The 21,241-nt window shown below is 70.4% G+C and carries 18 protein-coding genes and 1 pseudogene; 9 read left to right on the top strand and 10 right to left on the bottom strand.

Annotation, left to right across the window (positions count from 1 at the left end):
• Positions 1-30: 30 nt before the first annotated feature.
• The gene (locus tag ACQEVY_RS35830) at positions 31-492 is read left to right on the top strand and encodes a hypothetical protein (protein ID WP_432953622.1); all 462 of its coding nucleotides are present in this window, start codon (positions 31-33) and stop codon (positions 490-492) included.
• 633 nt (positions 493-1,125) lie between these two features.
• On the opposite strand, the gene ACQEVY_RS35825 is transcribed toward ACQEVY_RS35830, so the two are convergent.
• Entirely contained in the window at positions 1,126-2,496 is a 1,371-nt protein-coding gene (locus ACQEVY_RS35825; protein ID WP_432953620.1) for an amidohydrolase, read from the bottom strand.
• Between the two features lie 161 nt (positions 2,497-2,657).
• On the opposite strand from ACQEVY_RS35825, the gene ACQEVY_RS35820 reads away from it, so the two are divergent.
• Entirely contained in the window at positions 2,658-3,611 is a 954-nt protein-coding gene (locus ACQEVY_RS35820; RefSeq protein ID WP_432953618.1) for an endonuclease/exonuclease/phosphatase family protein, read from the top strand.
• A 102-nt stretch (positions 3,612-3,713) separates the two neighbouring features.
• Here ACQEVY_RS35820 and ACQEVY_RS35815 read toward each other — a convergent pair whose 3' ends face one another.
• From ACQEVY_RS35815 to ACQEVY_RS35805, 3 genes are all read right to left on the bottom strand, one after another.
• The gene (locus ACQEVY_RS35815; RefSeq protein WP_432953616.1) at positions 3,714-5,639 is read right to left on the bottom strand and encodes an FUSC family protein; all 1,926 of its coding nucleotides are present in this window, start codon (positions 5,637-5,639) and stop codon (positions 3,714-3,716) included.
• 677 nt (positions 5,640-6,316) lie between these two features.
• Positions 6,317-7,048 (bottom strand): hypothetical protein, encoded by a 732-nt coding sequence (locus ACQEVY_RS35810; protein ID WP_432953614.1) that lies wholly within the window; start codon positions 7,046-7,048, stop codon positions 6,317-6,319.
• Between the two features lie 141 nt (positions 7,049-7,189).
• On the bottom strand, positions 7,190-8,473 hold the full coding sequence (locus ACQEVY_RS35805) for a vanadium-dependent haloperoxidase (protein WP_432953613.1): 1,284 nt from the start codon (positions 8,471-8,473) through the stop codon (positions 7,190-7,192).
• Between the two features lie 352 nt (positions 8,474-8,825).
• On the opposite strand from ACQEVY_RS35805, the gene ACQEVY_RS35800 reads away from it, so the two are divergent.
• Positions 8,826-10,274 (top strand): alpha/beta hydrolase, encoded by a 1,449-nt coding sequence (locus ACQEVY_RS35800; protein WP_432953611.1) that lies wholly within the window; start codon positions 8,826-8,828, stop codon positions 10,272-10,274.
• Positions 10,275-10,523: 249 nt separating this feature from the next.
• Here the strand turns inward: ACQEVY_RS35800 and ACQEVY_RS35795 are convergent, their stop codons facing one another.
• Positions 10,524-10,979: a DUF4267 domain-containing protein gene (locus ACQEVY_RS35795; RefSeq protein WP_432953609.1), complete on the bottom strand. Its 456-nt coding sequence runs from the start codon at positions 10,977-10,979 to the stop codon at positions 10,524-10,526.
• A 128-nt stretch (positions 10,980-11,107) separates the two neighbouring features.
• Complete coding sequence (locus ACQEVY_RS35790; RefSeq protein WP_432953607.1) at positions 11,108-11,554, bottom strand: anthrone oxygenase family protein; 447 nt, start codon at positions 11,552-11,554, stop codon at positions 11,108-11,110.
• A gap of 91 nt (positions 11,555-11,645) precedes the next feature.
• Between ACQEVY_RS35790 and ACQEVY_RS35785 the strand changes: the two genes are divergently transcribed.
• Positions 11,646-12,224 carry a TetR/AcrR family transcriptional regulator gene (locus tag ACQEVY_RS35785; protein WP_432953605.1) on the top strand — a complete coding sequence of 193 codons (579 nt, stop codon included), beginning with the start codon at positions 11,646-11,648 and terminating at the stop codon, positions 12,222-12,224.
• Positions 12,225-12,474: 250 nt separating this feature from the next.
• On the opposite strand, the gene ACQEVY_RS35780 is transcribed toward ACQEVY_RS35785, so the two are convergent.
• Both ACQEVY_RS35780 and ACQEVY_RS35775 read right to left on the bottom strand, forming a co-directional pair.
• On the bottom strand, positions 12,475-13,692 hold the full coding sequence (locus ACQEVY_RS35780) for a hypothetical protein (protein ID WP_432953604.1): 1,218 nt from the start codon (positions 13,690-13,692) through the stop codon (positions 12,475-12,477).
• Positions 13,693-13,815: 123 nt separating this feature from the next.
• The gene (locus ACQEVY_RS35775) at positions 13,816-14,283 is read right to left on the bottom strand and encodes an ATP-binding protein (protein ID WP_432953602.1); all 468 of its coding nucleotides are present in this window, start codon (positions 14,281-14,283) and stop codon (positions 13,816-13,818) included.
• Positions 14,284-14,529: 246 nt separating this feature from the next.
• Between ACQEVY_RS35775 and ACQEVY_RS35770 the strand changes: the two genes are divergently transcribed.
• The 5 genes and pseudogenes from ACQEVY_RS35770 to ACQEVY_RS35750 all read left to right on the top strand — a co-directional run bounded on the left by ACQEVY_RS35770 (position 14,530) and on the right by ACQEVY_RS35750 (position 18,759).
• The gene (locus tag ACQEVY_RS35770) at positions 14,530-16,560 is read left to right on the top strand and encodes a sensor histidine kinase (protein ID WP_432953600.1); all 2,031 of its coding nucleotides are present in this window, start codon (positions 14,530-14,532) and stop codon (positions 16,558-16,560) included.
• A gap of 6 nt (positions 16,561-16,566) precedes the next feature.
• A complete protein-coding gene (locus ACQEVY_RS35765; protein ID WP_432953599.1) occupies positions 16,567-17,256 on the top strand; it encodes a response regulator in 690 nt (229 codons plus the stop codon).
• 157 nt (positions 17,257-17,413) lie between these two features.
• Positions 17,414-18,445 (top strand): Clp protease N-terminal domain-containing protein, encoded by a 1,032-nt coding sequence (locus tag ACQEVY_RS35760; protein WP_432953597.1) that lies wholly within the window; start codon positions 17,414-17,416, stop codon positions 18,443-18,445.
• 24 nt (positions 18,446-18,469) lie between these two features.
• Positions 18,470-18,574: pseudogene (locus ACQEVY_RS35755) on the top strand (transcriptional regulator); the annotation flags it as partial.
• Complete coding sequence (locus tag ACQEVY_RS35750) at positions 18,571-18,759, top strand: DUF397 domain-containing protein (RefSeq protein WP_432953596.1); 189 nt, start codon at positions 18,571-18,573, stop codon at positions 18,757-18,759. The pseudogene ACQEVY_RS35755 and the gene ACQEVY_RS35750, both read left to right, overlap by 4 nt.
• Before the next feature lie 72 nt (positions 18,760-18,831).
• On the opposite strand, the gene ACQEVY_RS35745 is transcribed toward ACQEVY_RS35750, so the two are convergent.
• Together ACQEVY_RS35745 and ACQEVY_RS35740 are read right to left on the bottom strand one after the other, a co-directional pair.
• Positions 18,832-19,599: a nucleotidyltransferase domain-containing protein gene (locus ACQEVY_RS35745; protein ID WP_432953594.1), complete on the bottom strand. Its 768-nt coding sequence runs from the start codon at positions 19,597-19,599 to the stop codon at positions 18,832-18,834.
• A gap of 216 nt (positions 19,600-19,815) precedes the next feature.
• Positions 19,816-20,958, bottom strand: a complete 1,143-nt coding sequence (locus ACQEVY_RS35740) for a peptidoglycan recognition protein family protein (protein WP_432953593.1) — start codon at positions 20,956-20,958, stop codon at positions 19,816-19,818.
• Positions 20,959-21,241 lie beyond the last annotated feature (283 nt).

Here is a 21,241-nt window from a genome sequence, read left to right as displayed (position 1 = left end):
GTTCGAAAACTTGAGAACGGACGGGGCTGCATGGGTGTGAGGGCTACGTCGGCCGGGGTGCCCCGGGTGCTTCACCTGGACACACTGGTTCGTCTACGTCATTCGCTGCGGGCCCCCTCCGGAGCGGGAGCGTTGCGACGCCTCACCGTCCCGGAGGGTATGGACGCGCCACTGGGCTGCGACGCGGTGGCGATGCCGGCCCGCTTCGGCCCTCTGCTGATGCCCCGCCTCCCGCGCGTCGGCTGCGTATACGCCGACGCTTCCCAGTGGTGGTGGCTGGTCCCCGCAGACTCCGACGTCTCCCTGGAATGGCCCGCCCCCACGCACTACGCAACGGGCGCAATAATCCCGGGCACACCCGCACTCCCACCCCCGGACCTGATCCACAAACCGGCCACCACACTCCCGTACACACCACCGATACCGCTGTACTTGGCCCTGTGCCGGGTTACGGGGACGACGCCGGTGTGGTCGAGGGTGGTCCGAGCCTGATCATGGTCCGCGGATATCCGCCGGACCAGGTGCGCCCCTTCAGGGGCGCGGGGCTGTATCAATTTGCGGCTCCGCCGCGAGGGCGCGATCAACCACGACGGACCCGCAGCCGCCGCACAGCCCCCTACCAGGGGGCCTGGGGGCGCAGCCCCCTCACGCGGCGGAGCCGCAAATTGATACAGCCGGGAAGGGGCGGGGCTGGGGAAAAGACCCCCTCACTCGCCACGGTCGCTAACGACCACCAGAAACGCATCGGACGTCAGGTCCATAACAACCTCAGCCTGCTGCCCCTCAAGGCGGCAAGCCTGCGCGAACTCCTCCGCAGGCCAAGACCCCCGCGGCCCCCCAGCTGGAAAGCGCCCAAGCACCGTTCGCCCGTTCACCTTGCACCTCCATGTAGCGCTGCTCCCGTAGAAGCGCTGTTCTTCTAGAGTTAATAAACGCCAACCATGGGGGAAACGGATCGCTGAGTGACCGTACTGAGACGTAGCTGACACTCGGTTACTGCCTTGGTGTGAGTGATCTCTCAGCTTTCGTGACGTTTCGTGTCACTCCTCGTACTCGTAGTGATATCGGACCCTTCTTCACACCCGCCCCGTGCTCCCCACCCCAAGCCCTCCCCCTCCGCCACACTCAGGCGTCGTACTCCTGAATCTTCCTGCCATGGCTCCGATCAAGCAGTGACGGCATCCGCTCCCCCAGCTCCCCCACGATCCCCGCCACATCGAGCGTCAGCAGCTCACGCTCACGCATGAGCACCCGCCCGCCGACGATCGTCGTCCGTACGTCACTGGAGCGAGCACTGTGCACCAGGGCGGCGGCAAGGTCGTGCACAGGCTGTGTGTGCGGCCCGGAGAGGTCGACGAGGATGATGTCGGCCTTTCGCCCCGGGGCAAGGCTGCCGATCGACTCTCCGAGCCCGACCGCCCGCGCGCTCTGCAACGTCGCGTGATGCAGAGCCTGCCGCGAGGTCAGCCACCGCGTGTCACGCTCCGTGAACTTCTGCACCAGCGCGGTGAGCGCCATGGCATCCCACACGTCCAGCGAACCGTTCGACGCGGCCCCGTCCGTACCGAGCCCGACAGGGATGCCGAGCTCCCGCAGGGCGCGTACCGGAGTGGTCGTCGGCCAGGCGAACTTGAGGTAGCCGCGCGGCGCACTGGCCACCGCGACGCGCCCCGTGGCACGGGCGAGGACGGGAAGGTCACGCTCCACGATGCCAGTGCCGTGCGCGATGAGCAGGTCGACGTCGAGGAGCCCGGCGCCCTCAAGGATCTCGATCGGCGTGCGGCCGTGCCGAGCCAGGCTGGTGTCGGTCTGGTCGCGGTTCTCGGCGGCGTGGATGTGCACCAACAGGCCGTGTTCGCGGGCGAGTTGAGCGGTGGCGGCGAGATCGGCGTCGTCGACGGTGTACGGGGCGTGCGGGGCGAGCGAGGTGGTGATGCGGCCGTCGGCCGCCCCTCGCTGTCGTAGCGCGAAGTCCAGTGACCGCTCGCGCCCTTCGGCTCCCTGCGAGGAGAAGTAGGCCTCTCCGAGGTTGGCGCGCATCCCGCAGTCGTCCACCACGGCGGCGACGGTGTCCATGGAGAAGTAGTGGTCCGCGAAGCAGGTGACACCACCCCGGATCATCTCCGCGCAGGCGAGCCGCGCCCCCAACTCCACGTCCTTGTCGGTGAGGTTGGACTCGATGGGCCAGATGACGTCGTTGAACCATTCCTCGAGGGGCAGGTCCTCGGCGACACCGCGCAGGGCGACCATCGGTGCGTGCGTATGGCAGTTGACCAGGCCGGGCATCGCGATCTGGCCGCGGGCGTCGATGCGTTCGATCGCGGGGGTGTCCTCCAGGTCGTCCGGGGCATCGGTCGTCACGGACTCGATGAGCCCGTCCCGTACGACGATGGTGGCGTCCTCGACGAAGTCGATCTGTTCATGATCGTCGTGCACGAGGGCGGTGCATCCGGTGATGATGAGATCGGCGGCGTTCTTCGCGTCGGGCGATGTCATCACGCCACGGTACGACGGGGTCGTACCGCCTGGTGATGTGAACCGTGCATCCGGTCATCGCCCTGTCGCCGCAAGGGTTCGGCGCGCACTCTGGCTTCACCGAAGCCCCGTCAAAGAACCCGGCCGTCCCGACCGGCAGCGCTCCCCGGAAGGAGCCCGGCATGCTTCTCGGCACCTGGAATCTGGAGAACCTGTACCGGCCCGGCGGCCGGTTCGGACCGAGGAACGAGGACGCGTACAAGGCGAAGCTCACCGCCCTGGCCTCCATGATCACGGACCTCGACCCCACCCTGCTCGGTGTCCAGGAGGTCGGCGACCCGGCGGCGCTGCGCGATCTGGCCGACATGCTGGACGGCGACTGGCACATCGCGCTCTCGGAGCACCCGGACCCCCGCGGCATCAGAGTCGGTTTCCTCAGCCGCCCCGCACTACGGGTACGGGCCGACACGAACGCCTTCCCCGCACCACTGCGGCCCGTGCAGGGTGACGACGACGGGGAGCCGGTGGATCGTACGGGCCGCGGTTTCCTGGCGGTGGAGATCGCCATGGGGGCGATGACCCTGACGGTGGCGGTGTGCCACCTGAAGTCGAAGCTGCTGACCTATCCGGGCGGGCGGTTCCAGCCGCGGGACGAGGGCGAGCGAGCGCGGTACGGCGCGTACGCCCTCTATCGGCGGGCCGCCGAGGCCACGACGTTGCGCGCGCTCGCCGACAAGTTCCTCGACGGCAAGGGCAGGGAGCGGAACGTGGCCGTCCTCGGCGACCTCAACGACGAGGTCGCCGCCGCCACGACCCAGATCCTCCAGGGCCCGCCGGGTTCCGAGATCAACACCCCCGGCTTCGAGCGCCCCGACAAGGGCGACGCGTCCCGCCTGTGGAACATCGCGCCGCTCATCGACGAGAAGCAACGATTCTCCCGAGTGCACGCCGGCCGCCCCGAGCTGATCGACCACATACTGGTCAGCCGCCTCCTCCTCGACCATGTGACCGGCGCGGGGACCGGGGCTCCGGCCCAGGAGGTCACCACGCTGCCGTCGGTGGGCGACGACCCGAGTGCGCGCCGGGACGAGGCGGGGTCGGACCATGCTCCGGTGTGGGCGCGAATACGGGTGTGAGGGCTTCCTTGCGTTTCCTCGCTCTCCCTCGCGCTTCCTTGAGCCAGGTTCGTACAGGCCGAGACAGGTCCGTACGGGCTGAGACAGGCCCGTACGAGCTGATCAGGCACTCAAGTTCAGGCTCGAGCCCGGACTCAACCGGTCGTACTCCGATGTCAGCCCCGCCCGCTCCCGCCGCTCGACGAGTTCGTCCAGCAAAGTTGCGAGGCGTTCGGTGTGCTGTGGCGTGAGCCGTCCCGTGTCGTCGAGGTGGACGGCGCAGGCGGTGGTCGTGTCCACGAGGCGTTCCAGGGTGTCCGCCACCTCGTCGGTGCCTTCCGTGTGCCGTGCCAGGGTGGGGAGTTCGGCGGAGGCGCGGTCGATCGCGGCGCGGGCCTCGGCCAGTGTTCGGTAGGCCTCGCGGCGCAGGGCCCAGCGTGCCGCGCGGTCGTCGGCGCCGCTGAGCACCTGCGCCAGGTACGCGTGTGCCGCCTCGGTGGCACGCGCAAGGCGGGCCCGTACGTTCCCGCCGCGCTGTCCCGGTGCCGGCAGATGTCCGACGAGCAGCACGATCGCGCAGGCCAGCAGTGTCTCGCCGATGCGGCTCCAGGAGGCCTGCGATTCGCCGCCGACCATGACGAGCGAGAGCACCAACACGGTGATGACGGCGGTCTGGGCGGCGAAGTGCCGTAGGGCGATCGGGATCAGGGCCCCGCTGACGGCCACGAGCGCCACGAGCCCTTCCGGCGCGGGCAGTACCGCGGCGAACCCGGCGAACACCACGGCACCGAGGACGGTTCCAGCGGCCCGGCACAGTACGCGCGAGACGAGCGGTCCGAGGTCGGGCTTGACGAGGAAGACGGCGGTGGCCGGGAGCCAGTACCAGTGCACATGGTGCAGCGCCTGCGCGACGGCGGCGCTCGCGCCGAAGCTCAGCGCCACCCGGAGCCCGTACTCGCGGCCTCCGGCGCCGGTGACCGTACGCAGGAGGGCCTTGGCGCGGACGGGACGTAGATGCAGACCGTGGCGGGCGGTCTGCTGGGCGCCGAGGTCGATGGGGCCGCTGGAACCCTTGAGGCTGGGCTTCTTGCCGCCCCGGTCGAAGGCCTCGGCCGCGTGCAGGAGCGCGTCGTCGAGAGCCCGCAACCCCGGTACGGAACGGGAGGGGGCGGGCAGCGGCCCACAGGCCTCCCCCGTCCGTACGGCCACGGCGAGCCGTCGCGGACCGTCCGCAGCCCGCGCGGGCAGGGCGTCCCCGGACCAGGCGAGCGCGGTCGCGGCCTCGGCGAGGGGCAGCGCGGCGGCGTACTGCGCGCGCAGTCGCCGTTCGGCCGCGGAACTGGCGTACCGGCGCAGCCGTGGCCCCGCGAGCGCGTCCTGCGCGTGATCGAGCGCGGCGGTCAGTGCGGCACGCCGGGCCATGGCGTCCTCACCGCCCACGGCGGCGAGCAGCGCGGCGACCGCCTCGTACACGGAGGCGACGGCTGCCCGCTCCCCGTCGAAGCGGAAGTCTCGGAGGTCATTGACCAGGGCCCCGGGTGTCGGCAGCACAAGCCGCAGCACGATCAGCCAGACCGCGCCGCCGAAGAAGAACAGGGCGCGCTGCCAGCCTGGTTCGGGCAACGGCATCCCGGCCCCCACGGCGGCCGCGACCAGCAACTGCGTTCCCGCTCCGGACGCCACCGGCCCCACGGCACTGACAGCACCGCCGACGAGACCGAGTCCCGTCAGCGCCAGGGTCAGCAGTACCGCTCCGGCCTGCTCCCCGAGGTACGCCCCCAGGAACAGGCCTCCGGCCCCGGCGAGCGCGGGCACCCCGAGCCGCTTGATGGAGGACCGCCTGCTCCCCGGCCGGTCGTTGGTCCCGGCGAGCATGGCGCCGAGGGCGGCCACGACTCCGATGGAGGGCCGGTCGACGAGCACGGCCACGAGCAGCAACGGCCCGGCGGCCAGCGCCCCTCGTACGACCGCGCTCCACGGCACGGGTCCCCGCTGGGCGCGCAGCGCATGGGCGAGCCAGGGAGGCAGGGCAAGGGCGGGGCGGGACACGGGGCTCCTGTCAGTACGAGGGCGGGGGTGTGCCTTCGGGCGACGTCGGCCGGGCGGTGTTGTGTGGTGCCCACGGTAGGTCGCGAACCTGGAGCAAATGCAACTCTCGCATTTCAGCGAGGTGACGCATGGCCGGGAAGCCGCGTTCTTTATGAACGCAATCCGGGGCTACGGCAGTTGGAGCGGGCCTCCGGAGCGGCGGGCGGTGCACGCGAACCGGAGGGTGCATGTGATGAGCGCGAACCGGAGCGCAGGCGGTGTGCGCGACCGGTGGGCAGGCGCTGTGCGCGCGCGAACCGGACGCCAGGCGATGGGCGTAAGAAGGATCAAAAAAGGAGCGGACCCGGGGGCGTAGCCGGCCCCCGAGCCCTGTGATGCCGCCCATGTCGCACGCCGGCACGCTTGAGGACCCAGGTCAGTCTGAAGTCGCCGCGTCCTGCCTTTGGACCACCGCACATCGAGCTGTGCGGGCCGGACTTGAACCGGCATTTCGACGTCCGGGGCCCGGGCCCGGTCGATCCGGCGATCGGCGGCGAATGCTGAGTCTGGAGCAATAGTCTGAGATTGATCGCGGTTCCCGATCCGGGACCGCGCAGTCACGACAAGGCTCAGCTTCAGCTTTGCGCTCCTCGCGCACCCCGGCCGAGATGGCTCTGATGGCCGGGGAGTTTCTGAGGCTACCCGAACAGGTAGCCGAACACGGCGTCACCGACCCGCTGGTCGACGACCTCGGCGCCGTTCGCCTCTTCCCGCGCGAACTTGACGGCCTGCTGCAACTTCTCGACCCGGTCCAGCAGTTCGTTCACACGCCGGGCGGGAAGGGCACCCGAGAACTTGACGGTCGTCCAGTAGCCGACCGGTATGTCCTCGTAGTACACCTCGACCTGTGCCGGATGCTTGTCGGTCGCCTCGGCCTTCACATGGTTCCGAGGCACCTTCTTCGTACGAAGCGTCCGGACCGGCTCGGTCTTCCAGGCGTCGGTGGACGGGTCCTGCGCCCACGACTCGGAGGCGTCGAGCACCGGCAGCTTCCGTACAAAGGTGTTGAGGTCGGTGAGCTGCTTCTCGAGAAACAGCAGATAGGACACCGGCACTTCGGCGACGAGCACCCGCCCGTCGACGCTGATGTCCGCCCTGGCCGAGGTGTTGGCCCAGTCCTTGGTGGCGGTCACATCGAACAGCCGCGTAAGGACCGCCGCGGTGTCCCGCAACACGTCCTCGGCCTTCACCTGCACCCGAGTCGACTCGGGCGGCAACTGCTCACCCTCCTCGTCCTTCGGCTGATACGTACGCGAGATACCGGCCAGCAGGGCTGGCTTCTGCAGCCCATGGTGAGCCGCCGTCAGGTCCTGATGAGACTTGGCCTTGACGCCCTTCTCGACTGCGATGATCTGATTGAGTTTCGCCACGTCGGAGACGGTAGCAGCGGCAAGTGGGCTTTTACGAAGGAGTATTCGACGAGGTTCCTTGTCAGCGATGGCGTCGAGGGTCTCGTCCCACGGGAGCCCGAAGCCCGGGCGGGCCGAGCGCGTGGCTTTCGCTGTGAGAGGTCACCGGCCGGCGGGCCGGAAGTGGTGCCTCAGTGCCCAGCGGGAGACTTCGCGGCCCAGCTGGTTGCCGTCGGTCATCGCCTTGCGGAAGTGGATGCCCAGCCAGACCCGGGCATTCTTCGTCTCCTGGTTCAGCGCGTCCGCGGTGGCGTAGTGCCGGGTCGTGCCGGTGACGGCGGAGTCCACCGTCAGGTCGATGTTCCGCGCTCCGAACAGTTGGCTGAGGCCGGCCGTGGTGGCGCCGGTGAGGCAGGCGTGGCCGCTCGGGTAGTCCGGGTAGGGCGGGTTCGGGACCAGCGGGCTCCACGCCGGGTCGGGTGCGGTGGCCGGGTTGGAGTCGGTGTCGGCGAGCTGGATCGCGGTGCTCGGACGCCAGTAGGCGTGGTCGTACTTGCCGCGCCAGCAGGCGATGGCCGCGTCCGCGGTGGTCGCGTTGAGGAGGGCGAACATCCGCGCGCTGTCGGCGATGTCCAGATGCCGACGAGCGGCCTGGTCACGGAACGCGGTCTGGAACTGGCGGGGCAGGTTGTCGTTCCAGAACCTGGCGGTCTCGGTCTGTGCCGGCGTACGACTGCCGCCGGATGCCACGCCGACCGCCTTCACCTCGTTGAAGTCCCGGGTGTAGGCGGCGCTGTTCAGCGCGTCAGGGCCGGCCAGACGGATCTGCGTCGGGGACTTGAGCAGCAGCGGCCGGACGAACCCCAGCCAGGGAAAGGCCATCGGCGCGAACGCGGGCGGCGTCGGCCGCCACACCCCCGGCGCGGGAGTCACGTCAAGCGTCACGTCGGCGCCGCGGCCATCATCCGTACGCAGCCGCACCATGGTGGCGGCGGCCGCCTTTCCCGCCCGGATGCCGTGCGTCTTGCCGACCCCTTCGCGGATCTTCGCGAGCGACGCGGCGTAGTCGGAGCTCAACGCCTGTTGGGACGCCGGGAAGTAGTGACTGAGTACCTTGTACGCGGCTGTCGCGGCGGCGGCCTGCGAGGAGGCGTGCGGGCGGGGGCGCGGCTGCTTGGCGTACGGCGTGTACCTGCCGTCGATGGCGGCCACCGCGTCGTACACGGCGGTCGAGACGAAACCCAGATACAACTGCCCCACCGGCGGGGGCTGTTGCCCCTCCGCGAAGATGGTGCGCACGGCGATGGCGTTCCAGTCCGTGATCACCGCCGGGTCCGCGGCGGCGCGCGGGGCCGCCTGCGCGGTGGACACGAGCGCGGTCGACGTCGCGACCGCCATCGCCGTGGCGCATCCGATGGCCAGCCGTAAGAACATCCTGACAGGCATGATCCCCCCAACCGCAGTGGTCGGCGGGACCAGGAGGCGGGATCCACCCGTGTCGTCGTCGGCTCAGTCCCGCCAATCTCCTCGCCCCACCGACCCTCGTCAAGGCTCCTGACGTCCCGGCGGCGAGACGACGCTCGACAGGTCATGCGAACAGCGCGTCTATCGCCTCTCGCAGGGCTTCGGCGACAGCGAGCACAACAGCGGCGGAGCTGATGGCGGCGAGCAGACCGCCCTGCACTGGCATATCCCGCAACGTCACGGCGGGCACCCCGGCGCGAGGCCCGCCCGAGGCTCGCGAGAAGGTGAGGACCAGTGGCGACTCCCTCCCCAACTTCCAAGGTGGCGACCGGAAATGACGAACCCTCTGGTGCGCGGAATCCCGTCCCCGTCCCGCAGGACTCTGCTCGGCGCGACCTTCCTGAGCAGCGTCGCCCTGGCCACAAGAGCAACCGGCACCGCAAAGGCGGCGTCCGTCGGAGGCCGCCGCCCCTCCCCCACCGACCGAGCAACAGCCCCCGAGCCGTACACCCCGATACCCGTAGCCCCCGGCGGCGGCCCCACCCCCACGGACCGCGTACACGTCCTCAAGATCGGCCCCCGGAACGCCGCAACCGTCCTGCTGCTGGTCCCAGGAATGTTCGGAGCCGCCAACGACTTCCGGCTGATGGCGAGAGATCTGGTCGCGGCCATACCCGGGCTGCAGGTGTGGGCATTTGACCGGCGGGAGGAGAACCTGGCGGACCGGACCGGGTTCGGCCGGTCCGACCCCGCTTCGTCCAACCCCGCTTCGTACTACCTCGACGGTCACTACCGCTCCCAGGACCCGGCCGCTTCCGCCTTCGCCGGCAAGTGGGGACTGGCGCTCACCCTCGACGACCTCCGTACGGTCGTGCTCGCCGCCCGGGCCGGCGGGAGTCGGCGCGTGGTGCTGGGCGGTCACTCCTGGGGTGCTACCAGTGCGTTGGCGTACGCCGCTTGGGACTTCGCGGGGCACCCCGGGTTCCGCGATCTGGCCGGCCTGGCGGTGATCGACGGCGGGGTGCTCGGAGCATTCGACGGGACCGGTACGCCCATACAGGACTCGCCGGAGGAGGTCCGGCAGCGACTCGCGGCGATCGAGGGTGGGGCCGTGTTCGACATGACCCTCACCGGAGTCGGGCTGGGCGGCCGGGCCGAGAGTACGCAGATCTGGTACCAGCTCGCCGGGTGGTACGCCCACCACGATCCGGGCGCCCGCTCCTTGCTCCAGCCCAGGCTGCCGGACGCTCTGCGGCCCTCGTTCCCGGTCAGCAACGCGGCCCTGCTCGGCCTCCTCGTCGACGCCGGGTTCGGCTGGCCCAACGACATCACCGTCCACTCCGGGCACTTCGCCGAGAGCGCGGACAGCAATGGCGTACGGGGCTGGGTCGACGCGGGGATCACGCCGATCTCGCGCGTCGCCGAGGCGTACGCCGGTCCGGTGCCGGGCGTCTGGGAGTGGTACTGGCCCGCCCGGCTGTCCGTCGACCTCGACATCGCCGACGTCTACGCCGACACCGACCTCGCCCGCTCCCTGGACCTGCGCCTGCACCACGCCAACGACATCGACGTACCGCTCTACGCCTTCGGCACCAGCTACGCGAAGGGCACGGTCCTGGAGGCGGCCCGCAAGCTCGCAGCCAACTCCCGTGTGCCGTACGGAATCTACGAGTCGGACAACGGCATGAACCACCTGGACCCACTGTTCGCCGCGCCGGCCCACAACACGGCGACGCACACGCTCACGGAGTTCCTGCACAAAGTGCTCGCCACGACCCGCTGAAGCGATGCGAGGGCTGGGCAAGGCAGCCGCTGCGACCATGAGAGGAGGGGGGAGGCTGTTGCGCAGAAATGTGACAGTGAGGGGGCCAAGTGTCACACTTCCACGCAACTGCTTCTCTCCCCGCGGCTCATTTGAACGGTCACAGAACGCCCTCTCAGACCTCCGGCGCGAGCACCGTCAGCCGTAGCAGTGCGGCGATGGCCAGGGCCGCCTTCTTCAAACTCACCTAGGGCGCGTATCGGGTCGTGATCAATGAGTCGCTCTGGTGAGGCTTTGATCCAGGTCAGCACGAACGCCAGCGGGCGACACTTGCGGTCGGCGGCGTGCATCCCGGCGGCGGCGTGGTGGGCGCGTGTGGTGGTGGAGTCGATGCTGGCCAGGGACAGGTCCACCTCGCCGCACCGTAGTCATGTCGCCGTACGCGGCGAGGGCCTCCACCAGCAGCACCCAGCCCAGCGCCCGGCGGTGGCCCGTCACCAGCAGGATGCCCAGGACCAGGGCCAGGACGACGTCGCGGATTCCCTTGGTGATCAGGAAGCCGTCACCGTCGCCGGAGTGGCGCCTGATCAGGCCGCGCGGATGCGGCTGATCGAGGGGCGTAGCTTGCGGGGATCGCAGTTGTGGGATCTGAGCGGCAGCTGCATTTCCGGATGCCGGGGTTTCGGTGGTCAGCCGCCGCCCGGGGAGTGGGGATTGTGCGGCCACCGGCGCGGCGTCGGCCCGGGGGGGGCAGAAATCCGAAGCCCTCTCGGGCTCACCCCGACGGGGCAAAAGCCGTCGATATACGTCGACATACAGGGGGCGAACCAGCGCATACCGTGGCAGCGGTGGTATCAGGCGAGCGCGGCGACCAGCAGGGTGAACGCGGCGATGATGACGGCGACGCGGACGTAGTGGTAGCGGCCCCAGCGGTGCAGCTGCTGCTTCCAGTCGGCGGGCCGGTTGTCGGGTGTCCAGGTCTTGTTTCGGTTGTTGATCGGGACGAGCAGCACGAGCGACATGATCACGCTGAGGATCAGCAGCGCGCCTGCGGTGGCGACGAGTCCGGCGCCGTCGTGGTGCCATCCGGCGACGGCCCAGATCGCGACGAGGACGAGCGAGCCGACGTACCAGAACGGCATCAGGGCGCCGAGCATCCGGCCGCCGTGGGCGTGGCCGAGCTGGCCGCTGTCCTCGGGAAGCGCGTCCAGGATCCGGTTCATGATGAAGGCGACGGAGAACTCCACCCCCACCATCAGGCCGACGACGACGGTAGTGACGACCTCGAGTGCGTTGAGCATGACGATCCCTCCGTTGAACTAGCATTGCTAGCTGATGAGGCAACGCTAGCCCTACTGCCGCTCGATTGTCTAGCGGTGCTAGGATCGATTCATGTCGGTACAGGAACGCAAGCAGCGCGAACGGGCGGAGCGCGAGCGCCTCATCGTGGCGACAGCCCGTGAACTCGCCGAGCAGCAGGGCTGGGACGCGGTCACCACCCGCCGGCTCGCCGAGCGCATCGAATACAGCCAGCCCGTCCTCTACAGCCACTTCCGCGGCAAGCGCGAGATCATCGGCGCCGTCGCCCTTCAGGGGGCCGCCGAACTGGCCACGGCGGTGCGGGCCGCGACCTCCGCCGCGGACGGCCCGCGCGCCCGGGCCGCCGCCCTGGCCCGCGCCTACCTCGACTTCGCCGCACGCAACCCGGCGGTCTACGACGCCTTGTTCCAGCTAGACGGCGGCCTGGCGTACGCACAGGAGGACACCCCCGAGCCTCTGAAGGACGCCTTCGCCGCCCTGCTGGAGACTCTCGCCGAGGTCGCCGGCGACGGCGTCCATCCAGGGCTGTTCACCGAGACGTTCTGGGCGGCCCTGCACGGCCTGGCCACCCTGACCCGCGCGGGCCGCCTCCTGCCTGAGGACGCCGAGCCGAGGGTGGAGCTGCTGGTGGACCGGCTCGCCATGGTCTGACACACCGCCCCGGCGGACACGCAGCCGGAGCCCTCGGGCCCCGCAGCTGCCTGCCTGCGGCAACGCTTCCAGTCACCCGCGTCCACACGGCGCAGCCGCAGATCGCCAGGCCCCGCACCCCAGACGGCGCACCCACCCCGGAGGCTGCGATGCTCATTGATCACGACTCGATACACGCCTCAGTAACCGGCCGTCCTGAGTCGTTGGGCATGCTGCATCCGCACAGCAGCGCCAGGACAGTTGGCGGTCCTCACCCCTTCAGGCTGACGATGATGACCTTGTACGCGGGATCGCTCCCCACCGATGCCACGGAGCCGACTCCGAGGATTTTGTCGGTGCCTGGGACCGCTGTGATGGCGTTCAGGGTGAACCGTTCCCTTCCCTTGATGCCGTAGCGGATCGGTGGTTCTGGAGTCGCGATGCGTCGGCAACTGCCGTCCGCGGTGAGGTACTTGCGAGCGCTGAGGACCTTCCCGCGCTCGCCGTCGCGGACCCCGTGGCCGCGGTCGGCGCAGGCTCCCTCGGGGTTCGGCTGCTTGGTCCAGCGGGTGCCGTTCCAGCGAAGGTGGATGTTCTCCGTCGGTGGGTCGGGTTCGTCGTCCTCGCTGACGGAGGTGAGTTCGCCGTAGGCGTGTACGTCGCCGTCCTGCACGACGACCTCGGTGAGGAGCGCCGTCTCCTCGGGGGCCGGGACCTTGTAGCGGTACTCCGGCGTCGGTACGAGCTTCCAGGCACGGCCGTCCCAGTGCACGGCGGCGGGCTGGCCGCCCGGCAACCCCGGGCCCGCGTCCTCCTTCCCGTAGCGGTCGCCGACCGCCCACAGGTCGTCGGACGCGGCGCCGTCGAGTGCGGTGACGGTGGTGGGCAGGTCCATGGCAGTCCAGCGGGTGCCGTCCCAGTGGTACGCCCCGGTCCCGCCGTCGAGGACCCAGATGTCGTCCGGGGCGAGGGCCTTGATGTCGGAGGCCCGGGGGTCTCCGGGGAGCTTGGGCAGCGGCGTCCAGCGGGTGCCGTCCCAGTGAGCCATCCGCAGCGAGTTCAGGCCCAGGCTCCCTGTCAGCAGCAGTCCACCGGAGTCCACGGCGTCGAAGCGCGCGTCATAGACGCTGGTGCCGAACGACGCCGGCATGGGGCGGCGCTCCCAGTCGGTGCCGTCGTAGTGCATGAGGAAGCCGTCGTCGGCCGACTCGTCGCCTGCGTTGCGGATGTTGGGGGTGGACTGGCCCGCCGCCCAGATGTCGTCGGCGGCGGTCGCCATCACGGCGGACAGCTTGGTCGCGCGGCCGGCCCTGGAGTCGAAGGCCTTGTCGTAGTTCCAGGTCATGCCGGAGGGGCCGCCGTAGTCCCTGGTCATGCCGGGGTTCCTGGTCATGCCGGAGTCGCTGGCGACTTCGAGGACCACCGCGGAGAGGAACAGAAGCAGGGCCGCGGCGATCGCCACGTTGACCTTGACTGCGCGCGTGTTCACGTACGTGTGACCCATCCTGGTGCGACGAGACCTGACCTTGTGCATGTACGTCCAGATCAGCCGGGCAGCCGCAAGGTTGCGCCCTTCACCTTCTCTGCACCACTGCCTTCGCGTATCTGCTCCTCAGCGGGCGCCATGTGCCGGGGCGTCGTCGCTCTGGTTCAGGTGCTGCTTGAACAGGGACAGCCAGCGGGGCAGCTCGATTTCGGCGCGTACGGTCTTGCCGGGCGGTTCCCGGTCCAGGATCTCCCAGCGGTCGGTCTGCGCCTCTACGAGGACGAGGCCGCGGCCGGAGTCGGCGAGGGGCTCCGGAGGCTGTACGTCGCCGGGGCCGGGCGGACGTGCCTCGGTACGGGTGTCGGTGACCTCGACGCGCAGGCTGCCCGGGATGAGGGAGAGGCACAGTTCGAAGTCGCGGCCCGGTACGCGGCCGTGGGTCACCGCGTTGGCCGCCAGCTCCGCGACGATCACGGCGGCGGTGTCGGAGGCGCGGGTGCCGTGCGGGATGCCCCAGTCGTGGAGCTGATTCAGGGCGAGGCGCCGGGCGAGGCGGGCGCCGAGCGGGGTGGCACTGAAGCGCTGGGTGAACACACGTACAGTGAAGGGGAGTTGGCGGGTGGCAGGTGCTGTCCTGCGCCCAATGTGGCGGCCTGGAAGGGCACTTCACCAGGCCTGACGCGCGTACGGTGCGCGAGCGTACACGGCTACGAGCTGGACAGTACTCATCACCTGCCGTAACCGGCCTGCCGTCTCTATCGGAAGGTGGAGGCGGCCGGGGGCGGGTCCTTCCGGCGCAGGACGTGTCGGCGAGAAGGCGCGTCGTAGGCTCAAGCCCTCATGGAAACCCTACGGAACTGGCTGCTGCCGCCGGCCGTCGCGGCCTTCCTTCTGGTGTGGCCGGGACCGGAGGCGCTGGACGGAGGCTACGGCCTCTACCGCGAGGACCTCGGGTTCACCCTCGTCGTGGCGGCCGGGACGACCATCGCGCTGGGCCTGCGACGGCGGATGCCGCTGGTGGCGCTGGCAGGAGTGGCCGCCTGCTACGGACTGGCCCTGCTGACGGGGGCCTCGGACACGGTCCAAATGTTCGTCATCGTGGGCGACTTGGTGGCCGTGTACTCGGTCGCCGCCCGCACCACCCTGCCGATGACACTGCGGGCGGTCGGCGTCCTCGTCTGCTACCAGGGCCTGGTCGGCTTCGCCGTCGACGGCGTGAGCCTTGAGGCCGGCGTCGGCCTGATCGTCGCCGTCGCGTTCCACCTGGGAGTCGTCGGGCTCGGCCGGGGCCGCGCCCACCAGTCGGCCGCACGAGCCCGGGCCGCCGCCCGCCTGGCCCGGGCCCGGGCCGAGGGGCAGCAGGCGGGGGAGAGTGAACGGCGCAGGCTGGCACGGGAGTTGCACGACGTCAGCGCTCACCACCTCACCTCCGTGGTCGTCACCGCGGAGGCCGCCCTGCACCTCGCCGCCAGCCGTCCCGAACTGGCCGCCGAGGCCCTCGACTTCGCCGCCCGCACCGGCCGCGAGACCCTGGCCACCGTGCAGCGCATGGTCACCTCCCTGGGGGCCGCCGAGGAGGGCGACGACGTCCCGCTGGGCACCCGGCTCGAGGAACTCGCCAGCGGCTTCATCCGCCTCGGGCAGCGCGTGGAGATCACGGGCGTCGCGGACGTCGCGGCAGCCGGCACGAAGGTGACGGAGGCGGTGTTCGGCATCGCCAGGGAGGCCCTCACGAACACGCTGCGCTACGCCCCGGGGGCGGTCGTACGAGTCGGCCTGCAGGACCTGGGCGACGGGTGGCTGGCGCTCACCGTCGACGACGACGGCGGGTCCCGTACGAATCTGGAGGCCGGCGCACCCGGCGCCGGCGGCCGGGGTCTTGGCTCGGGGCGGGGTCTTGGCTCGGGGCGGGGTCTTGGCTCGGGGCGCGGCATGACCGGCATGCGCGAGCGCGCCGAGGCGGTCGGCGGCACGGTGACCGCCGGGCCGGGAGCGGGCCCGTCCGGCGGCTGGTCGGTGCGGGCGGAACTGCCGGCCCACCCCGGGCAGACCGCACGTCCCTCGACCGGGCGGGCCAGGGCGCTGGACTGGCGCCTCGCCTCGCACGCCTTGCTGCCGGCCGCCGGGATCCTCCCGGCCGTGTTCCTGTTCACCGAGGACCGGGACGCGCCCAGTCTGTTGCTGCTGGGCGCGCTGTTGATCGTGCAGCTGCTGCCGTTGCTGTGGCGGCGGTCGGCGCCCTGGCCGGTGCTGGCCGCGTTGCTCGCGGGAGCCTGGCTGTGGCCGTGGGCGCCCGGCTCCGACGCCGATCCCTGGCTGGCCCTGATCGCGGGCGCCTGCGCCCTGGTGGGCGGGGTGTACGCGGTGGGGGCGTACGGCCGTGATCCGTGGGCGACCTGGGCATCGGTGCCGGTGGCGGCGCTGGTACTGGCCGGCGCGGTGGCGGTGACAGCGGCGCGGGACGGCACGATCGACGGGGATCCGGCCGGAACCCTCGTCGTGGGGATCACCGTGTTCGCCCTGACGGTGATGCTGCTGCCGCTGTTCGGCTGCGCGTGGCTGGCGGGTTTCCTCGTACGGTCCCGGCGCGGGCGCATCGCCCGCCGCGAGGACGGCGAGCTGGGCAAGGTCGTCCACGAGGCGCTTGCCGCGGCGCACATGGAACGGCAGCGGGTCGCCGCCGGGCTGCGCGCCGCGGTCCTCGACCGGACCGCCGAGGTGGTCACCGCCGCCGAGGAGGGCCGCCTCGACGACGTGGCCCCGGCGGCCCGCGAGTCTCTGGCGGCGATGCGCGAGCTCCTGGGCAGCCTGCGCGACGGCACCCCTGCCGACGCCCCGCCCACGAGCCCTGCCGAGGGCTCGCTACAGTGACGCCCCATGACCTCGCCCTCCACCCCCTCCCGGGTCCTGGTCGTCGACGACCAGGCCGTGGTCCGCGCGGGATTCGCGGCCATCGTCGACGCGGAGCCGGACTTCGTGGTGGTCGGCGAGGCGGGTGACGGCGCCGAAGCGGTCACGTTGGCCGGCCGGCTGACCCCGGACGTGGTCCTGATGGACATCCGCATGCCCGGCATGGACGGCCTGACGGCGACGAGCCTCCTGACCGGCCCGACGTCGGGCCACGTGCCCCGGGTACTCGTCCTGACCACCTTCGACCTCGACTCGTACGTCTACGAGGCCCTGCGCGCCGGCGCCTCCGGCTTCCTCCTCAAGGACGCCCAGCCGGCCGAACTCCTCACGGCGCTCAGGGTGGTGGTCGCCGGCGAGGCCATGCTGGCCCCCGCGATCACCCGCCGTCTCATCCACACGTTCACAGCCACCGCCCCCGCCCCACCGTCCGCCCCCGCGGCCCTCGATGCCCTCACCCCCCGGGAACGCGAGGTCCTCTCCCTGATCGCGACCGGCCTCGCCAACGCCGAGATCGCCGCTCGCCTGGGCGTTGCCACGGGCACCGTGAAGACCCATGTCAACGCTCTCCTGAGCAAATTGGATCTACGAGACCGGGTACAGGCGACGATCTTCGCGTACGACACCGGCCTGGTACGGCCGCGACCGCCGCTCGCCTGAAGTTCGCGGCCCGCGCATCCGGTGATCCGGTCCGGTGATCCGGCGACGCTCCAGGTATACCCCAGGGTGCAGGAGCAGATCGCCCTCCGGAGCGACGCGGTCTACCGCCCTGGTCAGGGAGGCTGATCCCCAGGACCAGCAGGAAGAGGAAGGCCGTATGGAAGCGACCAAGACGCCCGACTGGAACGTCGTGGGAATCCTGGGGGCCGCCCGGGGTGCGAAGGGTGACGCCGAGGGAGCCATCGGCACCGAGCATCTACTGGCCGGCATCACCACGGCCAAGGGCCCGGCGCGCGAAGCACTCGCGGCGGAAGGGGCGACCAAGACCGCGCTGCTGACGGTGTTGCGGGACCGCATGCACAGGGACGGCGCGTGGAGTACCGACGACGACGCGGAGGGAAGCGTCGCCTCGCAGGACATCCTCGGGGACGACGGTGATCGGCGCACCCACTTCACGGGCGCCGCGGCCAGAGCGCTGACCGCCGCGATGGAGCACGCGCAGCGGGAAGACGCGAAGAAGTTCGGCGCCGAGTACCTGCTGAGGGGACTGCTGGAGGAGGACAACCGCGCCGTGGAGCTGCTGGGCGCCTGCGGCATCTCACCGCTCGCCGTACGCACCCGCCTAGACGGTGGCTCAGGGAGTCAGGAGGATGACCTCAACCCTCTGCTGCACCCCACCCGCGACGTTCTCCTCGGCCGTAGCCACTATCGCCGGATGCCCTCCCTCTGGATGCGGTGGCTGGTCAGACTCAGCGGGGTCAACTGGGCTTCACTGCCCGCTGGTTGGGTCAGGCAGGAGACGTACGAGCAGGCACGTCGCCTCGGCCATGGCGTGGTGGGTACCGAGCATGTACTGCTCGCGATCCTGGCCACCCACGAGGTCGCCCTCCGCTACCCGCATCTGTCGGCGGGCAGCGCCCCCGACTGGGAAACCCAGTACGCAGGCGGCGAGCGACTGGCCCGCCTGGGCATCGACTACGCCTCGGTCCACCGTGCGCTGACCGCCGCTGATCGCATTCACCTGACAGCCGACGCCCGGCCCGTCGAGCAGTACGTCGACGAGGCCGCCGGCCTGAACCTGACGAGTACGGCCGATCCGGGCACCGGCCCCCTGGTCGAGGCCCTCCTGAGCGAGGAGACCCGCGCCCGCCAGCTGATCGACGCGCTGACCAGCACTTCCGGCAACTGAGAGCCCAACGTCACGGCCGCGAAAGAAGAGATCAGCCGACTCCAGCAACGGTATGCAAAACTGCGCTCGCAGGCTCTCATCCCTGAGGACTCCAGGAACCTGCTGGAGCGAATGCGAGGAGAGCAATGAGCAGCACGTCCGAACTGGCCTGGTTCAAGAGCAGTTACAGCGGCTCTCAGGGCGACAGTTGCGTCGAGGTCGCTCTTGAGCCTGTCACCGTGCACGTACGCGACTCCAAGGACAGGCAGGGCCCGCAACTCGCCCTCTCTCCCGCCACCTGGACCGACTTCGTCTCGTACGCCGCCCAGGCCTGACCGTTCACAACGCCGTGCCCCGCACTCGGTCAACTCTGGTGCGGGGCACAGCCGTTCACGCGGTCGATGATCCTACTGAGAAACCGCCCGGCTGAAGAGCGTCTCGGCCTCCGTGACGGCCTGGACGAGGGCCATCGGCTCCGAGGTCAAGTCCCCCACCAACGCGTCGACTTCACGCAACCCCGCCCGCTCCAGCAACCGCTTCTCGTTGGTGACCCACTCCCCCCGCGCCGCCAGCACCGCATGCGCCGTCTGCGTCGCCGCGACGGCGATCGCGCCCGCGACCTGGGTGAGGGCGCCCTTCGGGGCGTGGCCGGCCTTCGCGTAGGCGAGGGTGAGGGTGGCTATGCCGTGCCAGCGCTCGGGGGCGGTCTTGCGCAGAGCCTGCGGGTAGGCGGACGGGCGGCGCAGTTCGCCTCGTAGCACCTGGTTGATCGCGAGTTCGGCGACGAGCAGGTAGGTCGGGATTCCCGCGAGGTGGAACATCAGGGGCTCGATCCGGAAGCGCCCCTCCTCCGCCTCCGCCCACACGTGCTCCACCACATCGAGATCCCGATAGTGCACGTCCACACGTCGGCCCTCGATCGTCAGCCACGCCCCGCCGTTGAAGACTCCGCCGCCCCAGCCGCCGATTTCGGAGACCTCGCCGGGCCAGCCGAGGGCGCGTAGGTCGGCGGGGTCGAACGCCCCGCGGTAGTAGACGGCGAGGTCCCAGTCGCTGTCGGGGGTGTGGGTGCCCTGGGCTCGAGAGCCGCCAAGGGTCACCGACCGGACGGTGGGCAGGGTGGCCAGGCGGTCGGCGATGTGGTCGAGGAAAGCGGAGTCGGTCGCTTCGTGCATGGGGCCCCCTCAGCGCCGTACGTAATGCGCGTGGTGTGGAGGCTCCACCGTAATCCTCGGGACTGACATCACTCGCGGGGTGATAGCTGTCCCTCATTCAGCCGCAGGGGATGCCCGGCGCGTGTGGCCGGGCATCCCCAAGTCTGGCTGGGCGGGCTGGGCTTCAGGGTCCCCCGTTCCCCGAAGACCCCGAATACCCCGGAGTCCCCGGAGGGGTCAGCCGGCGGCTACCGCGTCGCGGAGGGTGGCCAGTTCGTCGTACATGACCTGGCCGGGGCACTCGGTTTCCATCCAGTCGCGGTGACCGCTGATTTCCGGTACGTCCCTGGTGGTGCCGTTGATCGGATTGGTGTACGTGACCTGGGCCTTCGGGTCGACGCCGTGGAGGCGGACGAGGACGCGGGTCAGGCGGGTGAGGGCCTCGCGGGCGGCTTCGGTCGGGCCCTGGGTGGTCAGGGTGCCGAGGAGGGCGATGCCGAGGTTGCCGGAGTTGAAGCCGGCCGCGTGGAAGGCGGTGACGAGCTTGCCGTCGCCGTCGTGGGCGGGGATGCCGTCGTCGCCCGAGAAGCGGCCCTCGTAGATGGTGCCCGCCTCGTCGATGAGGAAGTGGTAGCCGATGTCGCCCCAGTCGTTGGTGACCGCGTGGAGCTGGTATATCGCACGCACCGTGGCGGCCGGGTCCGGGTCGGCGTTGACGGACGCGGTGTGGTGGACCGTGAGGGTCTGGAACGGGTAGAACGCGGTCGGCGAGTTCTCCGTACCGTCCGGCTTGAAGCGCAGCGACTCGTCCGCGCCCCAGGCCGCGCGCGTCAGGTAGGCGATGCCGCGCACCCGGGTCGTGTCGGACGGGACGGCCACCTTGCGCGCCGGGCCCTGCTTGGTGTCGATGGCACAGGAACGCAGCTCGGTGGCGCCGTTCGGGGCCTTCACCTCGTAACCGGACGCCTGGCCCGCCGCGACGAGCAGGACACCGCCGTTGCTGTCCGAACAGCCGCTGGCGCTCAGGTCCTTCCAGGCGCCCTGGCTTCCGTCGGCGTCGGTCAGCCGAATCCCGCCGCCGGCGGCTTTGCGCGTGCCCGCCCAGGTCAGGCCCACGTAGGCAATGGGAAAGGCGGCCTCGACGGATGCTTCGCCGGTGGCCGCCTTGGTGCGGGTCTTGGGGAAGTTCTCCGGTGTCGTACCGGGTTTGGCCGCTGTGGTGTCGGCGTCTTTGGCGTCCGCGTCGGTGGACTCCGAGTTGGTGGTCGCCATCACGGCCGGGGTGATCACGGCACCTGCCGCGACCGCGCCTGCGGCGCCGATCAACCCACGCCGGGTGACGCGGGATTTGGGGCGATGGGAAGTGGGGGGAACTGTCATCGGGGGGATCCTTACGGGTTCCGTGCTCGTTCCTGACGGCTACTGGGGCATACGGGCCCCGAGCGCCAGCCGTGCTTGAAGACGCAAGGGATCATACGGTTCCGGAATAACGTTTCGGCCACCACCCCCTGTGAAAATGGCGGGAGTTGAGCTACTCGGCGGTAGGGCCGGGTCGTCTCGTGAGGGCGGGGCGAGGCCGCCGTCCGTCCCACCCCACTCCCGGGCTCCCACCCGAAAACTCGGATGCGCGACCGGCCTCGCCACGCGACGATCGGCAGGTCAT

Origin of the sequence: Streptomyces sp. CA-288835, from assembly GCF_050936385.1 — a bacterium.
GTDB lineage: Bacteria > Actinomycetota > Actinomycetes > Streptomycetales > Streptomycetaceae > Streptomyces.
Note: the sequence above shows the minus strand (reverse complement) of the source record. Positions and strands in the feature narration are given on the sequence as shown.

Bases quoted from the DNA above. Each gene is read 5' to 3' on its own strand.
- ACQEVY_RS35830 (WP_432953622.1), top strand. From the start codon at position 31: ATGGGTGTGAGGGCTACGTCGGCCGGGGTGCCCCGGGTGCTTCACCTG.
- ACQEVY_RS35820 (WP_432953618.1), top strand. From the start codon at position 2,658: ATGCTTCTCGGCACCTGGAATCTGGAGAACCTGTACCGGCCCGGCGGC.
- ACQEVY_RS35750 (WP_432953596.1), top strand. From the start codon at position 18,571: ATGAGCAGCACGTCCGAACTGGCCTGGTTCAAGAGCAGTTACAGCGGC.
- ACQEVY_RS35800 (WP_432953611.1), top strand. From the start codon at position 8,826: ATGACGAACCCTCTGGTGCGCGGAATCCCGTCCCCGTCCCGCAGGACT.
- ACQEVY_RS35805 (WP_432953613.1), bottom strand. From the start codon at position 8,473: ATGCCTGTCAGGATGTTCTTACGGCTGGCCATCGGATGCGCCACGGCG.
- ACQEVY_RS35790 (WP_432953607.1), bottom strand. From the start codon at position 11,554: ATGCTCAACGCACTCGAGGTCGTCACTACCGTCGTCGTCGGCCTGATG.
- ACQEVY_RS35825 (WP_432953620.1), bottom strand. From the start codon at position 2,496: ATGACATCGCCCGACGCGAAGAACGCCGCCGATCTCATCATCACCGGA.
- ACQEVY_RS35785 (WP_432953605.1), top strand. From the start codon at position 11,646: ATGTCGGTACAGGAACGCAAGCAGCGCGAACGGGCGGAGCGCGAGCGC.
- ACQEVY_RS35760 (WP_432953597.1), top strand. From the start codon at position 17,414: ATGGAAGCGACCAAGACGCCCGACTGGAACGTCGTGGGAATCCTGGGG.
- ACQEVY_RS35770 (WP_432953600.1), top strand. From the start codon at position 14,530: ATGGAAACCCTACGGAACTGGCTGCTGCCGCCGGCCGTCGCGGCCTTC.
- ACQEVY_RS35745 (WP_432953594.1), bottom strand. From the start codon at position 19,599: ATGCACGAAGCGACCGACTCCGCTTTCCTCGACCACATCGCCGACCGC.
- ACQEVY_RS35740 (WP_432953593.1), bottom strand. From the start codon at position 20,958: ATGACAGTTCCCCCCACTTCCCATCGCCCCAAATCCCGCGTCACCCGG.
- ACQEVY_RS35765 (WP_432953599.1), top strand. From the start codon at position 16,567: ATGACCTCGCCCTCCACCCCCTCCCGGGTCCTGGTCGTCGACGACCAG.